This is a genomic window from Fannyhessea sp. (genome assembly GCF_986145555.1).
In genome coordinates this window covers 112,919-129,617 of the sequence record NZ_CFRCNA010000001.1, presented here as the reverse complement: position 1 = coordinate 129,617, position 16,699 = coordinate 112,919, and the positions used below count along the sequence as shown (strand labels likewise).

8 protein-coding genes are annotated in these 16,699 nt (G+C 45.2%); all 8 read right to left on the bottom strand.

Annotation, left to right across the window (positions count from 1 at the left end; genetic code table 11):
- Positions 1-27: 27 nt before the first annotated feature.
- The 8 genes from mazG to glgB all read right to left on the bottom strand — a co-directional run bounded on the left by mazG (position 28) and on the right by glgB (position 16,523).
- A complete protein-coding gene (gene mazG, locus AC5GD6_RS00545; protein ID WP_491845998.1) occupies positions 28-1,023 on the bottom strand; it encodes a nucleoside triphosphate pyrophosphohydrolase in 996 nt (331 codons plus the stop codon).
- On the bottom strand, positions 1,013-4,609 hold the full coding sequence (mfd, locus tag AC5GD6_RS00540; protein ID WP_491845997.1) for a transcription-repair coupling factor: 3,597 nt from the start codon (positions 4,607-4,609) through the stop codon (positions 1,013-1,015). Before mfd ends, mazG begins: the two co-directional genes overlap by 11 nt.
- A gap of 1 nt (position 4,610) precedes the next feature.
- Positions 4,611-7,988, bottom strand: coding sequence for a 4-alpha-glucanotransferase (locus tag AC5GD6_RS00535; RefSeq protein WP_491845996.1), 3,378 nt, complete (start codon positions 7,986-7,988; stop codon positions 4,611-4,613).
- 4 nt (positions 7,989-7,992) lie between these two features.
- Positions 7,993-9,501 carry a glycogen synthase GlgA gene (gene glgA / locus AC5GD6_RS00530; protein WP_491845995.1) on the bottom strand — a complete coding sequence of 503 codons (1,509 nt, stop codon included), beginning with the start codon at positions 9,499-9,501 and terminating at the stop codon, positions 7,993-7,995.
- A 76-nt stretch (positions 9,502-9,577) separates the two neighbouring features.
- The gene (gene glgD / locus AC5GD6_RS00525) at positions 9,578-10,669 is read right to left on the bottom strand and encodes a glucose-1-phosphate adenylyltransferase subunit GlgD (protein ID WP_311439025.1); all 1,092 of its coding nucleotides are present in this window, start codon (positions 10,667-10,669) and stop codon (positions 9,578-9,580) included.
- Positions 10,666-11,820, bottom strand: coding sequence for a glucose-1-phosphate adenylyltransferase (locus AC5GD6_RS00520; protein ID WP_010241613.1), 1,155 nt, complete (start codon positions 11,818-11,820; stop codon positions 10,666-10,668). The genes glgD and AC5GD6_RS00520 overlap by 4 nt, the downstream gene beginning before the upstream one ends.
- A 45-nt stretch (positions 11,821-11,865) precedes the next feature.
- On the bottom strand, positions 11,866-14,283 hold the full coding sequence (locus AC5GD6_RS00515; RefSeq protein ID WP_464360814.1) for a glycogen/starch/alpha-glucan phosphorylase: 2,418 nt from the start codon (positions 14,281-14,283) through the stop codon (positions 11,866-11,868).
- Between the two features lie 53 nt (positions 14,284-14,336).
- Entirely contained in the window at positions 14,337-16,523 is a 2,187-nt protein-coding gene (gene glgB, locus AC5GD6_RS00510; protein ID WP_491845994.1) for a 1,4-alpha-glucan branching protein GlgB, read from the bottom strand.
- Positions 16,524-16,699 lie beyond the last annotated feature (176 nt).

Genomic DNA, 16,699 nt, shown 5'->3' with positions numbered 1-16,699 from the left:
TATCCCTATAGCCACCAACGTTATAATTTATTGTACCGATTTATTGGACACATCATTCCATATGCGTTGCTTATCTTCAAAATCTACGTCATCAAGCGATGAGCCTTGTGCTGCAAGCTGCTGCTCACACGCACGAAATGTTTCTCGATACGCACGCACCTCAAAATCAAGCGCTTCCTCGGCGTCAACATGCATTTCTTGTGCAAGCTCCACCAACGAAAACATAAGCTTACCAAACAGGCGTGCACGTTCGTTGTGATCGTCTTGAGTGTCGTGATTGTTATCGGCTTTATTTTGAGCTTGCTTATTTTGGACTTGCTCATTTTGATCTTGCTTGTTGTGGTCTGCAACAAAAGCGCTCTTAGATACACATAAATCAACCAATTCATGCGTGTGTTTTTCAACCTCGGCACATACTTGTTGCTGGGTACGCGCACCAAAACCAGCCTTATGCGCGCGCTTTACAACCTTTTGAGCCTGCATAAGCGCAGGAAACGAGCGCGGTATTGAATCAAGCAAGCCTTTATGCGTGCCTGCACTCGTATTATCGGCTGCGCGCTCGGCGTCTTTCACACTATCCCAAATATTTAGAACTTCATCGGCAGAGCTGGGCATATGCGCCAAAGAATTGGTATCAAAAATATGGGGGTGACGACGAATAAGCTTCTCCGCCAAACCATGACAGACGTCCTCAAGCGTAAATTCCTGGTTGTCCAAGGCAATTTGCGCATGAAGAAGCACCTGCTCAAGTACATCGCCAAGCTCCTCGCACAGATGCTCGCTATCCGCTTGATGAATAGCATCAACCGCTTCGTAGGCTTCTTCAATCATATTTTTGGTAATGCTTTCGTGCGTCTGTGCTTTATCCCACGGGCACCCGTCGTCTTGACGCAAGCGCCACACCAAACGAACAAGCCGCTCAAAAGCAATTTGAGAAGCTGGCGCGTTCTTCATACACGTAATACGCTCATCAATAGCCGCTTCTTGCTCGTCTGTTACCACTACACTATGTTTATGAGTCATCACTATCACCAAATTCTTCGAGGGCTTGCAAGGTTTGTGCAACTAACTTGTCACCTTTAAGCGAACGCGCATCGCGCGCGATTGTTTCTTGCGGTAAATCGTGCGTTTGCGCAGCTTGAAGACGCTTAGATGCTTCTTGAATACGTTGCGTAGCGCGCTCCAATTCACGCTCGCGTTTAACAGGGAATATAACCTTTTTAGTCTTAGGGTAAACTAAAATATTATGCGCGCGCAACAAACGTGCACGTGCATAAGGCACTTCCAACCCCTGCAAAATGATCTTATCCGTTAATGCAGAAACGGTTTGAACACCTAAACGAGCTGCGCGAATACGAATACGAGCACGCCCAAATAAATTTACACCAGCAGGTTCAAGCACACCATAGGTATCAAGCGTCTCCTTTTCAAGCGCGTCTACCTCGCTCAATTCTGTTGCCGCCGCCAAACGTCGATACAACAGCACGCGTTTATCAATCTCGGGGACATAGTCTTCGCTGAAATAAAAATCGGCAGGAATGTTAATAACCACCTCGGCAAGGTCTGTGTGCTGAGTTTCGCCTTTTGCTTCGCGAACAGCATCGGAGAGCATCTGTGTAAACAAATCAAAACCAACGCCCGATAAATTACCATGCTGTTCAGCGCCCATAAGTGATCCGGCACCTCTGATCTCAAGGTCTTTCATAGCAATGCGCATGCCCGAACCAAGCTCTTGATGCTCGTAAATTGCTTCAAGGCGCCTGCGAGCTTCTTCGGTAAGCGGCTCGGTAGGTGGAAACATAAAATACGCATATGCCTGCACGCGACCACGACCAACACGGCCTTTAAGCTGGTAAAGTTGTGCCAAGCCCAAGCGCTGAGAATCTTCGATGATCAGCGTGTTGGTATGCGGATTATCAATACCGCTTTCTATAATGGTTGTTGCAACCAAAACGTCAATCTCGTGCTCTTCAAACAAAAGCATAACTTCTTCGATCTGAGACGGACTCATCTGACCGTGCGCTACTCCAACGCGTGCCTCGGGCGCACATGCATGGACGCGCTCAAGCGCATCATCAATGGTTTTTACTCGGTTGCTTACGTAATATACCTGACCTTTACGCGCAAGCTCTAGGCGAATAGCGTCGCTTATAAGGTCTGAATCCCACTCGCCAACATGCACGCGCACTGGCTTTCTTCCTGCTGGAGCGCTTAAAATCAAACTCATATCACGCACGCCACTCATTGCCATCTGCATGGTGCGAGGAATGGGCGTTGCCGACAACGTAAGCACATCAACCTGTTCGCGAATATTTTTAAGCTGCTCTTTATGCTGAACACCAAAGCGCTGTTCCTCGTCAATAATGATAAGGCCCAAGTCAGAAGGATTAACATCAGACGAAAGCAAGCGGTGCGTTCCAATTAAAACATCTACATCACCTGTAGAAAAACCTTCTAACGTGCGCTTTTGCTCGGCAGGTTTAATAAAACGCGAAAGAACACGCACATTCACCTCAAATGGATTAAAGCGCTCATAAAAGGTCTCAAAATGCTGTTGAGCCAAAATGGTAGTTGGACATAAAACCATAACCTGTTTATGATCCTGACAACACTTAAACGCTGCACGCAGAGCAACCTCGGTTTTCCCAAAACCAACATCGCCACACAAAAGACGGTCCATAGGTGTAGCAGATTGCATATCGGCTTTAATGTCGTCAAGCGCGCGTGATTGATCGCGCGTCAGCGTATAGGGAAAGCTTGTTTCCATGTCTTCTTGCGCAGGAGTGTCAAAAGAAAAGCTAAATCCCTTAATTGTTGAACGACGCGTATACAAATCAACCAAATCGAACGCCATTTTTTGCGCCGATTTTCGCGCGCGCGTACATGCACGCGACCAGTCGGCAGAATTAAGACGCGTTAAACGAGGTGTTGAGCCATCAGGGCCTATATAGCGCGTAATCTTATCAACTTGTTCAAAAGGAACGTAGAGCTTATCATCTTGCGCGTATGTCAAAAGAAAATAATCGCGCTTTTTACCAGCTACTTCTTGTTGAACAATTTTTTGAAACAGCGCAATTCCATGCGTTGCATGCACCACATAGTCTCCCGGCTTAAAAGGAAACGTTAGTTTGGTGGGGTCAATTTTTTGAAAACGATGCTTTTTATTGTTGAGATGAGCATTTAAGTCGCTTACCGAAAAGATAGCAAGATGTGCAGATGGAATTACAATACCAGCATTAATGGGATCGGCAAAAAACACTACTTTATTGCGCGGAAGTGGGAGATTTTGCGCTTCTAGGTCTTGGTTGTGTTCAGACTCGTGTTCGGGCGCGCGCTTGGACGCATGTTCAGACGCATGTTCAGACGCATCTTCAAAGGAGATGTTCTCATCTGTAAAACTGAGCTGCAGCGCACGGCGTGCACCGCGATCGGGTACAGAAAAAACAACTGCTGAGTTATTTGCTAATAACTCACGTATGCGCCCAATCATTTTACTCGCAGATCCTGCGATGTCGCACTGCTCGGTCACAACATGATTTGATGCTCGCATTCCCTGTCTTGCAAGAGAAGAGAGAGAAAGTCGCTGTTGTTTGCCAAAATCTAGTTCAACGGGAGAGGTATAAAGACCATCCAAGCTCACGCGCTTTTCCGTTGATGCATGCATGAGCTCATCATATGCACGTTGGCAATCGTCAAACAATGCACGAGGTTCTGCCAAAACAACAAGAGCAGATGGGTGCATATAGTCTATAACACTTGCGGTTGAAGGATATAAATACGGTAGATAGGCGTCTAGTTCGTTGGTATAAACGGATTCTTCTATCTGATCTAAAACGCGCTCGGTATCCAAATCCTCTTGAGCTTTGTCATACAGCTTATTTTTTGCACACTGTATAGTTTCAGGCGATAATTCAAGCTCGCGCGCGGCATAGAGCACTGCTTGCTGCTGAGAAGAGATCGTTTGACCTGTAGACGGCACAACTTTTCTAATTTCGTCTACTTCATCACCAAAAAAGGAAATGCGAACAGGAGCTTGTTCACACGGAGAAAACACATCAACGCTATCGCCGTGAACACAAAAATAACCTGGCTCTCTAACTTCTTTAACAACTGTTGTAGAAACGTATCCCCATAGCACCAATTGGCGTGCAAGTGCGTATATGTCCAGCTCGTCGCCTATGCAAATCTTTTGTTGCTGAGCAAAAGACGACGTTTTGGGCGGAAGCCGCCTCAGAAGAGCTCGTGCACTTGCCACAACCACACACCGCTGTGGCTGCGCAAGATGAAACAACGCCTCGGCGCGCTTGCCACATACCTCTGCACCAGCGCCTTTGTCGCTCCAAGGCAAATCAGTTCGGTTAGGATAGCGAAATACCACGTCGGGTCCAAGCCAGCCCGCAAGGATGCGTGCAGCTCTATCCGCTGCGTCCTCGCCTGATACCACCAGCAATAGAGGGCGTGCTTGGACGCACGCACGCGCGGCAACTATAAATGGACGAGCACTTTGAGAGATGTTCAGCGTACAATCTTTTCCCTGATCAAGCTCGTTCCATATCCTGTGTATTTCGCGAGACGTAAGGAGTTGCTGAACAACTCTATGTAAAAACATGCTATATCCGTCCAGTCTGATCAACCAATGTACGTACGTATTCCGCCGATGTTGCCAAATCTTCTGTATTTGCCTGCCACGACCAATTGTCGTTACTTGTACCCGGTACATTCATACGCGCAGAATCGTCTAAGTGTAAAATGTCTTGCAGCGTTGCAATTGAAACAAGCGCATCAGAAGAAAACGCCTCACTCAACAGGTATTCTGCCTGCTTTTCGGCTGTGTAGTTGTCCATATGATAGTGGTCTTTACACCAACCAATAAGCGTTTGTGTATCATGCGTAGAAGTATATGCTACCTTCTTATACGACGGATGATAGCCAAAGCGCACATCCTCGTGAGAAAATTGCATAACATCCATACCGCAAATGTGCGTATCCATTAAAAGCGCACGAACTGCAGGCGTTACAATACCCAAATCTTCGGCAATTAAAGGAAGCGGCCCCAACTTTTTATACAGCGCACGCATAACGCGAACGCCTGGACCTTCGCGCCATGAGCCATGCGCTATAGCCTGAATGGCAGCCTCTTCGCTTTCTGTTTGTTCACTACCTCGTACAGCCTGTTTAGTAACAGGAATTGCAAAATAAGAAGAAAATCCCAAGAAATGATCAAGGCGCACATAGTCAAAAAGATCAAACTCACGCGCAAGGCGGCGCGTCCACCACGAGAAACCGTCTTTTTCCATCAAATCCCAATTATAGGTAGGGTTTCCCCAAAGCTGACCGGTTGCGCTAAATTCATCAGGTGGAACGCCTGCGGCTAACGTGGGATAACCGTCTACATCAAGGTTAAACATCTGGGGATTTGTCCAAACATCGGCCGAGTCTGCCGAAACATACATAGGAATATCACCAATAAGTGACACGCCGTTTTCATGCGCATACGCCTTAAGCGCGCGCCACTGGCGGTCAAATACAAACTGCTTTTTTACGCACGTTTCAATATCGTCAAGCAAATCATGCTCACGCGTAAACGCTGGATCCCAACGATTATACGGCTCCGGCCACTTCTGCCAGCAAATGCCCTTATAACGTTTCTTGAGCGCTCTAAAACAAGCATACGGCACTAACCAGTGGTCGTTGTCTTGAACAAAGCGATGAAACTCAACGCTGTCAGGCGTATTGTCCTCATCCTCCTCATCTTTAGTGTTGCACTGCTCTTGCTGCTCAACGAGTGCCATGTTTCCGGCAAAAGCCGAATACCCCGCATACGGCGACTTATCTTCGTCTACAGGGTGCACAGGAAGCATTTGCCAATAACGCATGTGTGCTTGTGAGAGATAGTTAACAAAGTTATACGAAGGCTGACCAAGCGTTCCTCCAGGTAACGATGTTATGTGACACAAAACACCCGCACCTGGCTTAAACGGAAGCGATAAAGGCGTTTTAATAGACGCACATAAAATCATTGAACCCAAATTTTGAAGCGTGAGGGTAAGCGTTCCGTTATGAGCTTGATACTCATTGCCCGTTAACAGATCCACCAAACGCAGAGCATGCATATCTTTACCAAGATTTTGAGTAAGCGGCACAAAGTTCTCAACAGGAATATCTACGGTTTGGCTCATCTCGGTATGTGTGTTTACCAGCACGCATACACTTGTAGTTTTATCGCGCCGCCACATACCAAATACGTCATAACCAAATGAACGCACATGCAAATCACCTGTTACAAACACGTCAAGCGTTTTACGCAGCTGAATGGCATTACGATAAATGATCTGACAATTTTTGTCGGGATTATCCCATGGAAATGTTGAACGACAGAATGGATCGCTGTAGCCTTCAAGTCCTGCCTCGTCACCGTAATATACGCACGGAACACCAGGTAGGCACATCTGTATAAGCGTGGTGAGCCACAAACGACTTACTGCCAAAGCTCTGCAGCCAGGATTAAGTCTAAACCAATATTGATCGCCTTCAGAAATTGCGCTTTTATCGGGAGCATCTCCTAGCATCGTAAGAATACGAGCGCGGTCATGCGTACTCATCATGTTAAATTCAGCATAAAAGGCATCACGTGGATAATTGGCTTGCAAACTTTCAATGGATGATGCAAAAGAATCAGCAGAGCTACGACGCGTAATAAACGAGATAAGCGCATCGCGAAGTGGATAGTTCATCGTGGCGTCTAATTCTGCGCCCTGAAAATACTTTCGCAAATTGCCGTATGCACGCTTGTGAGATGCGTCTTCCCAAACTTCTCCAATAACCACCGAATCGGGCTTTTCTGCTAAAGCGGCGCTCTTTATGTCTTCAACAAAATCATCAGTAAGTTCGTCTACAACATCTAAGCGCCATGCACGAGCACCTCGACGCAACCAGGTGCGAATAACCCCGTTTTCGCCACAAATAAGCTCACGAAATTCGGGGCAATGCTTTCTAATAGCAGGCAAGTCTTTAACACCCCACCAGCAATCATATGCACCCGAATCATTAAACGTAAACCATGAGTGCGTTGTTGCTTTTTTGTTAGACGCTGGCAATTCGGCATAATTTCCGCACGCATTAAAGTAATGAGAATCTGCTCCCACATGATTAAACACACCGTCAAGCATAATGGAGATGCTCATATCAGAAGCCCGTTTGCAAAGCTCTTCAAAGTCTTCATCGGTACCCAGCATGGGGTCAACATGAAAATAATCAGCCGTATCATAGCGATGGTTAGACTGTGCTTCTACAATGGGATTAAGGTAAATAATGGTAATTCCCAAATTTTTAAGGTAGTCAAGCTTAGAAATAATACCTTGTAAACTACCTCCGTAAAAATCCCACGCCAAAATATTACCGTCGGCATCACGCTCGTAATAGGGATAGGTGTTCCAATCGTCTACCAGTCTACGCGCAACCCCTTTGCGCGGAATACTTAAAACGCGCTCACAGCGGGCTCGCCAATTATCGTCACGTGCAAAACGATCGGGGAAAATCTGATAGGCAACACCTTGGGTATACCAGGTAGGATCAACGGTTCTTTGCTTTTTATATACCGTTACCTGAAATGAAGGAGGCTCACCGTAGGCAAAAGCACCAACGCCCACTTTATCCTCTTGAGCTGCACCGTAGCGCCATACATCGCCTTTAGAAGAGGTAATTTGAAAGCTGTACCACAGCACCTGCGGCTTATCAAATGTAAGTGTTACACCATAGCGGCATCCACCGTTAAGCTCTCCGCAGAGTGCAATATTACGACGTTCGGAACAGCCAACTTTTCTCATGGGAACGAGCTTTTCTTTTTCTTCGTCCGTCCATGTGCGCAACACAACACGACGAGGAACATCGTCCCAAATATCAATAGTTAACCGCAACTGTTCACCAACCGCTACGGCTCCAGCAATTGAACGATATCTTGTATCAAGACTATTATGTTGCGCTCTCACGATATTACCTCTTTACGTAAATGTTTGTATATTCAGGACAAAGCTGCAGGTAAACGCGCAGATATTCATGTGCTGCCCTACTCCAGCTAAAGTTGGCACGCATTGCACGTTTTTGTAGCTCAATCCACGCTTTTTTATCGGTCCAATAAAGCTCGCAAGCATCCATAAGTATGCGCGTCATTTCGTCTGCATTGATATTGCAGAACCTAAAACCAGTACCTTCTTGCGTATATTTGTTGTAAGGAATAACGCTATCGCGCAAGCCGCCTGTTTCGCGAACAACAGGAATTGTTCCGTATCGCATCGAAATTAACTGGGATAATCCGCACGGTTCAAACACAGAAGGCATTAAGAATATATCTGCACCCGCATAGATTCTATGAGAAAGCGCGTTATCAAAGGTAATGCAAGCGCTTACTTGGCGAGGATAGGTGGCCGCAAAATATCTAAACGAGTCTTCGTATTCTTTTTCGCCTGTTCCCAGAACAACCACTTGAACGCCTCGTTGCATGAGGTAATTCATGGCATAGGTTACCAGTCCAATACCCTTTTGTGCGGTTAGACGGCCAATAAGCGCAATCAAAGGACGTGTCGGATCTACGTCAAGTCCAAGTTCTTGCTGAAGATGAGCTTTGTTGCGCGCCTTACCACTTAAATCCTGAATTGAGTACCTGCTGTGAATGAGCTTGTCATTTTTGGGATTCCATAATTCAACATCAATACCGTTAAGAATGCCTCGAACAATACACGAGCGTCTTCTAAGAAGCCCATCCAAACCCTCACCATAAAAAGGCATTTGTATTTCGCCTGCATAACTAGGGCTTACCGTGGTAATACGGTCGGCGTAGCATAGGCCTGCTTGCATAAAGTTAATAGAGTCGCGATCAATATAGAGCTGACGAACGGCATTGGGTTTACCTGCCAAGCCAAGCACATCACCTATCATTTGGTCGCCAAACTGACCTTGGAATTTAAGATTGTGAATGGTAAAGGTTACCCGAACATTGCGACAAGATGGTATTTCGTGATAAAACTCGTGTAAAAACACTGGCACAAGAGCGGTTTGCCAATCGTTACAATGAATGATGTCACAACGAAGCTCGCCGATATAATTTATGGCCTCGCAAATAGCTTTTGAGAAAAACGCAAAACGCTCGCCATCGTCAAAAAATCCGTAAATGCCATCACGCTTAAAGTAATGCTCATTATCAATGAAATAATACTCAACGCCTTTATAGCGAAGCTTTTCCAAACCGCAATATTCATAACGCCAAGATAGTGGCACATAAAACTCGGCAATATGTTCCATTTTTGAAACATACTCCCAAGGAATTGCGCTGTATTTGGGCAAAATAACACTTACACGCGCCCCCAAGCGCTTAAGCGCGCGCGGCAAGGCACCTGCAACATCGGCAAGCCCACCCGTTTTTACAAAAGGAACGCATTCGGGGGTTGCGCATAATACATGCAGCTTTTTTGTTTGCTTAGTTGATGTGCGTTCAACCATACTCATATCAGTTCATTACCTTTGTTGTCGACGTTACATTTTGCGATAGATGCTGCAAGCAGCAACTTCGCTCGTTTTTAGACTAGTTACCTTTTTCTTTGATCAAAATAGCGTCGGGCGTACCGCGAAGCTCGGTTGAAGCTGGAACCGTAATGTTTCTGTCCACAATAGCATGTTCAACGCGTGCTCCCTGCTCAATAACGCAAGACTGCATGATAATGGAATCGTTTACAACCGCTCCATGCTGAACAATAACATCGCGTCCTAAAATTGAATTAGTAACGGTTCCATAAATGCGGCAACTTCCCGATACGCGTGAATTGGTTACACGCGAACCCTGTTCAAACTTAGCGGGCGCATTATCGTGTGCTTTGGTACGAACAGGACGATCAACGGGGAACAACTCCTGCGTAATAGTAGGATTCAGCAAGTCCATATTTGACTGAAAGTACGTTTTTTTATTAAAAATACCTTTCACATACCCACAGAACTCAAAGGTTTGAACGTTAACGCGATTAAAATCGTGCTCCATGGCTTCAAACAGATCAAGGTAATCGCTTTGAGCATACCATTCCAGCAGCTCAAGAAGCAGTGTTCTTTTAATCACAAAGCAATCAAGAAATGCAGCGTCGCCAAACACAATACCATGCGTAATTCCGCGCACGCGGCCATCCTCTACGCTTAGCCCCACAATATCGGAATCATTTTGAGAAGCGCGCTTAACAGCCACGGTAATATCGGCACCCGACTTTATATGAGCGTTAAGAATGTCATTATAATCAATGGTCATAACAAAGTTTGCCGATGACACAATAACGTACTCATGAGCGTCGCGCTGCAAAAATTCTTTATTGTTTTCAATATCGCGCAACAAAAAGCGAGAGCCGGTACGAGAAGTTCCAAACGCCGAACCAGGAAGAATAAACAGACCGCCTTTTTTTCTGTCCAAATCCCAATCGCGACCCGACCCAATATGGTCGATAATAGAGCGGTAGTTATACGGCATAATCATGCCAATGGTGCGTGCCCCGCTGTTTACCATATTAGAAAGCGCAAAATCCAAAATACGGTATCTTCCCAAAAACGGCATGGACGCCACTGGACGTGTTTCAGTTAAAATACTGGGGTGTTTTGTAGAATAGTTGGCGGTTATAATACCAATAAACTTTTTCATCGTATACCTTCACCCTTTCCAACTACAACGTCGTTTCCAATAACCGCTGTGTCACGCGTTTGATCAACGCTTCCGAGTACAACGTCTTCCTCAACCACAGCATGTTCGCCCAAAATTGCACGAACGACGTGCGCTCCTGCTTTAACAACGGCGCCAGGTAATAGTACGGAATCTTCAACAATGGCACGTTCGCCCACAAAGCTATCCGTAGAGATAATTGAGTGACGAACACTTCCATAAATATTGCAACCGTTGCCAACCAAGCAATCATCAATTGAACCCTGTGGTCCAATATACGCAGGTGGGCGCGTAGAAGCATTGCTCATCATGGGGTTATTTGTGTTAAACAAATCAAATGCAGGGTGCTCGCCAAGCAAATCCATACTTGTTTCGTGATACGAAGAAATAGTACCAACGTCGCGCCAAAATCCTCGATATTCGTAGGTGTAGAGTTTTTTACCGTCTTCAAGAAGTTTTGGAATGATGTCTCCGCCAAAATCGTGCTCAGACGTTTGATTGATAGCGTCTTCGCGCAAAGACGTTACCAGCAGGTCTTTGTTAAAAATATAAATTCCCATAGACGCAAGATTAGAATCGGGTTTTTTGGGTTTTTCGGTAAACTTGGTTATACGCTCGTTTTCGTCTTGCGTAATAATTCCAAAACGAGAGGCTTCTTCCCATGCAACTGGCATAACAGCAATCGTAAGATCGGCGCCGTGGCGTTTGTGAGCGTCAAGCATTTTTTGATAGTCCATGCTATAAAGCTGATCGCCTGAAAGAATAAGCACGTACTCAGGGTTATTTTGTTCGATAAAGCCAAGGTTTTGTGTTACAGCATCAGCAGTACCGGCATACCATGCACCACCCGTTTGCGTTGCAAACGGAGGCAGAATGGATACACCTCCATCGCTTTCGTTAAGATTCCACGCAGCGCCCGAACCAAGATAGGAATGAAGTACATAAGGTTGGTACTGTGTGAGAACACCAACCGTTTCTATTCCAGAATTCGCGCAGTTTGACAGCGCAAAATCGATAATGCGATACTTACCGCCAAACGATACGGCCGGTTTAGCTATCTCTTTGGTAAGAGCGCCAAGCCGACTGCCTTGACCGCCGGCAAGAAGCATTGCAATGCACTCCTTCTTGCTCATAATAACTCCTTCCAAACCCACAAAAAGACAACTTAAAGTTCTGCTTTAGCAGCCTATATGCCATATATCATTCGCGTACTCACGAATTGTCCTATCGGATGTAAAGTAACCCGAACAAGCACTGTTATGAACAGCGCCATGATTCCAAACGTGACGATTGGTATAACTACGAGTAAGCTCTTCCCACGCCTGCACATACGCATAGAAATCAGCCAACACGAGGTCGTGATCGTTATTGGTCAACAGCTCATCGCGAATGCTTTCAAAACCACCCGATAAACGATTAAGGGTTCCATCAGTAAGCTGGTCAATAATTCTTCCTAAACGAATGCGATCGTTGTTGTACATATCCCATGCCCAATATGCACCAGGCTGACGCAGATTAAGAACATCTTGTTCACGAAGTCCAAAGATTTTGATATTTGAATCGCCCACGCGCTTTGCAATTTCGATATTTGCACCGTCATAAGTGCCCAGAGTCCATGCGCCGTTCATCATAAGTTTCATGTTAGACGTACCCGATGCCTCAGAACCTGCCCAAGAAATTTGTTCGGAGATTTCGGCAGCAGGGTAAATAAGCTGCGCATTTGAAACCGAAAAATTAGGTACAAAAGCAACTTTTATAATCTGATTTACGCGTTCGTCATTGTTAATAACATCGGCAACCGAATTGATAAGACGAATAACTTCTTTTGCAAATACATAACTTTGTGCAGCTTTGCCCGAAAAAATAAATGCCGTGGGGTGCATAGTAAATCCCTTGCCGTCAAGCAGGCGATTATATACATCCATAATTTTAAGAACATTCAAAAGCTGGCGTTTGTAGGCGTGAAAACGCTTAACTTGCACGTCAAAAATCATATGCGGATCAAGCGAAACACCTGTTTGCTCGTTGATGTAGCGCGCTAAACGCTGTTTATCATTAAGCTTTGCCGCTTCAAAGTCTTCAAGAAAACTAGGATCGTTTTCATAGGCACTTAATTTTGCCAGCTCGGATGCATCGCTTAGCCAGCCGTCGCCAATTGTTTTGGTGATGAGCGCGCTATAAGCAGGATTTGCATTACCCAAGAAACGACGATGAGAAATGCCGTTGGTCTTATTATTAAACCTGTCTGGATAAAGTTCATAAAAACCGTGGAGCGTTGTGTCTTTAAGAATTTGAGTGTGAAGCTCGCTTACGCCGTTAACAGAATGCGAAAAAATAACCGAAACATTTGCCATGCGAACGCAACCGTCCCACAGCATGGCTGTTTGAGACAGTAAATCGTGCCAATTTTGCTTATCACGCGGAAATGTATTGTGGAATCTTCGGTCAATTTCTTCGATAAACATATATGTACGAGGCAAAAGACTGCGGAAAAGTGCAATCGGCCAGCATTCAAGAGCCTCGGGCATAACCGTATGATTGGTGTATGAAAGCGTATTACGCACAATCTCAAACGCTCGATCAAACTCGACGTTCTTTTCGTCGACCAAAATACGCATAAGCTCAGGACCACAAAGAGCTGGATGCGTGTCGTTAGTATGAATGGCAACAAAATCGCTCAGTTTGTCCCAATCGCACCCGTGCTTTTTCTCAAAACCTCTAAGAATTGAGTGAAGACCTGCACAAACAAAGAGATACTCCTGTTTAAGGCGCAAAAGTCTACCGTGTTCACCCGAATCATTGGGGTATAAAATCTGCGAAATAGCCTCAACATCCGAACGAAAACGCATTGCCTCAGCGTAATTGCCCTCGTTAAATGCGGCAAGATTAAAGTTTTCCTCTGCGGGCTCCGCGCTCCATAGGCGCAAATTGTTTACTGTTTTGCCACCAAAACCAACTAACGGTACATCATATGGCACAGCGCGAACCAAATCGCCGCCTTCTTGCGTAAACCAAAAACGACCGTTTTCTTCGTGGCGAACAACCTGTCCACCAAACTGAACAATAACCGACTCGGCAATACAGCGTGTTTCCCAAGGAAATCCGTGTTCAAGCCAATTATCCATCAGCTCTACTTGACGGCCGTCTTTAATAGCTTGACGGAACAGTCCATAATGATAACGCATGCCACAACCGTTGCCCGCAATACCAAGCGCTGCGCACGAATCCATAAAACACGCAGCTAAACGACCTAAGCCACCATTTCCTAAACCTGGATCAACTTCAAGCTTAATAAGGTCGTCTAAATTAACACCAAGTTCTTTGCATCCATTTTCAACAAGATCACGAATACCAAAATTCAACAGATAATTGTCTAAAAGTGGGCCGGTCAAAAACTCAAGAGAAAAGTAAAATACTTCTTTCTGTTGAGGGTCTTGATCTGCTTGCAACGCCTTTGCCTTCTTTGCGATAAGCGCCGACAAAACATAGAGCCGCTGGGTATCTGTAAGATCCTCAAATGAACGAGCATAATACGACTCACACCCCTGTTTATACTGTTGAATAAAGTCTTGTGTATCGTTGAATAAAGATGCCATGTAGTCCCTTTCCTGTAGTTGCCTACACATCCGATATGCGTGTAGGTCCAAAGCTATTTACGTTTTTTAACCTTCTTAGTAACTGTGTTATGTGCAGGCTGCTTTTTAGCCGTCTTGGTGTGTGCGCTGCTATGCAATGATTTTCCCACGGCTGGCTTATCACTGCTTTTACCTGCAGCTTTACCTGTTGTTTTACCTTTTTTCTTGCTTGCAGCTTTTTCCGTAGCTTTACTTGCGGCTTCCTTTTTTGCGGGCAACGCGCGCACATATTTAAAAACAACACCACCCAAAGGAGGCACGGTAATCACCAAAGAATTATCGCGCCCATGTTGAGGCTCCTCCTCGGTAGCAAGCGCATGAAAACCGTTAGAAGTTCCCGAACCGCCAAATGCAGGATCATCGGTATTGAAAACCTCTTTCCAATACCCTGCCATAGGCATACCAAGCCTAAAGTTATCGTGTGGATTAACTTCAAAATTGATCACAACAACTAAATCGTCGGTCTTGTGCTCGCCGTGGCGAATAAACGCAATAATCGCCTGACCAGAATTGTCCGCATCGATCCACTCAAATCCGCGCGACTCAAACGAAAACTCCCACATTGCAGGGTTGTTATTGTAGAAAGCATTAAGCTCTTGTACAAAGTGCTGATGTTTTTTGTGCGCTTCAAACTTGTGGGTAAGGAAATACTGAATTCCCTCGTAATAACGCCATTCAATAAACTGTGCAATCTCGTTGCCCATAAAATTAAGCTTTGCGCCCGCATGAGCCATCTGATAAAGCGCAAGCGCGCGCATACCAGCAAACTGACGCCAGTAATCGCCAGGCTGTCTACGAATTAAAGAGCATTTTCCATGCACTACTTCATCGTGCGACAGAGGCAAAATAAAGTTTTCATTAAATTGGTACATAGTAGAAAATGTGAGCAAATGATGAGCACCTGGACGATAAGGAAAATCGGCTTGAATGTAGTGCAGAGTATCATTCATCCAGCCCATATCCCATTTAAGATGAAAACCTAAACCTCCATCTTTAGGCGGATATGTTACCAGCGGCCATGCGGTAGACTCCTCGGCAATCATCATGGTGTGTGGATAATACTTTTCTACCGCCTCGTTACACTGCTGAACAAATTTTATAGCGGTAAGATCTTCTTCGGTGCCTTTTTCGTTGAATTGCTTTTGAGCAGGGTCATCTATACCAAAGTTGAGGTACAAAATGCTGGTAACGCCATCCATACGAATGCCGTCTACATGAAACTCTCCCACCCAATACAGAAGGTTAGATATAAGAAAGCTTCTTACCTCGCCACGACCAACATCAAATTTGTACGTGCCCCAATTAGGATGTTCTTTTTTCTCAAACAGTTTATCGCCGTTAAAACGACTTAGACCGTGCTCGTCTTTACAAAAACCACCGGGAACCCAGTCGAGAATAACGCCAATATTTGCCTGATGACACGCGTCAATAAAATGCTTAAACTGATCGGGCGTACCGTAGCGCGCGGTTGGCGCAAAATAGCCCGTAACTTGATAACCCCATGATCCATCAAAAGGGTGCTCCATAATGGGCATAATTTCGATGTGGGAATATCCCATTTTTTTAACATAAGCAACCAGGCGTTCAGACAGCTCGTCATAACTTAAAAACCGCCCTTGACATTGCCATTCGTCATTTGAAGTATCCTCATCATCAGATACAGGCGAAACGTCATTTGCATGCTCTTTAATAACTTCATCAGATGGTTGACGCTTCCAACTTCCTAAATGGCATTCAAAAATATTAAGAGGCTCATGAAGAAAATTGTGGCTATTGCGATGTTTGGTATATGCAGCATCTGACCACTCATATTGTGAAACATCAAGCAAACGCGAAGCCGTACCTGGAGGACATTCAGCGCTAAAAGCGTAAGGATCTGCTTTATAAAACGTAGTACCGTCTTGTGTTTCAATGAGGTACTTATACAGCTCACCAGCCTGTGCTCCGCCGACAAAACCTTCCCAAATGCCAGAGCCTTTATGTTCAAGATAATTTTGAGTTTCACCCCAGCCGTTAAAATCACCATCTACGCGCACGCTTTTAACACCTGGAGCCCAAACAGCAAAATAGAAACCGCTACATCCATTACAAACAATAGGATGAGCTCCCAATTTTTCGTGGCTTCTATACCAATTACCCTGAGCAAAAAGATAACGGTCGTCATTTGTTAATTGCACATCATTAAGGGTAAAGCTCTTCATACATGTCCCCCTCAATACAAGCCGTCAGCTGAAAACTGATATCTCTTTTACGTTCAAGCTTTGTGTATACCTGCGCTTTATGCATTCAAGCCAATACCTACAAAATGTAGTGGCTGTATGCCCACGCGCACACCAAAAAGCTACATTGAAACAACATATTTTCTATTTTACGGCAA

Excerpts from the sequence above, each read along its gene's own strand:
- glgD (WP_311439025.1), bottom strand. The coding sequence starts at position 10,669 with ATGAAAAAGTTTATTGGTATTATAACCGCCAACTATTCTACAAAACAC.
- glgA (WP_491845995.1), bottom strand. The coding sequence starts at position 9,501 with ATGAGTATGGTTGAACGCACATCAACTAAGCAAACAAAAAAGCTGCAT.
- mfd (WP_491845997.1), bottom strand. The coding sequence starts at position 4,609 with ATGTTTTTACATAGAGTTGTTCAGCAACTCCTTACGTCTCGCGAAATA.
- glgB (WP_491845994.1), bottom strand. The coding sequence starts at position 16,523 with ATGAAGAGCTTTACCCTTAATGATGTGCAATTAACAAATGACGACCGT.
- AC5GD6_RS00515 (WP_464360814.1), bottom strand. The coding sequence starts at position 14,283 with ATGGCATCTTTATTCAACGATACACAAGACTTTATTCAACAGTATAAA.
- mazG (WP_491845998.1), bottom strand. The coding sequence starts at position 1,023 with ATGACTCATAAACATAGTGTAGTGGTAACAGACGAGCAAGAAGCGGCT.
- AC5GD6_RS00520 (WP_010241613.1), bottom strand. The coding sequence starts at position 11,820 with ATGAGCAAGAAGGAGTGCATTGCAATGCTTCTTGCCGGCGGTCAAGGC.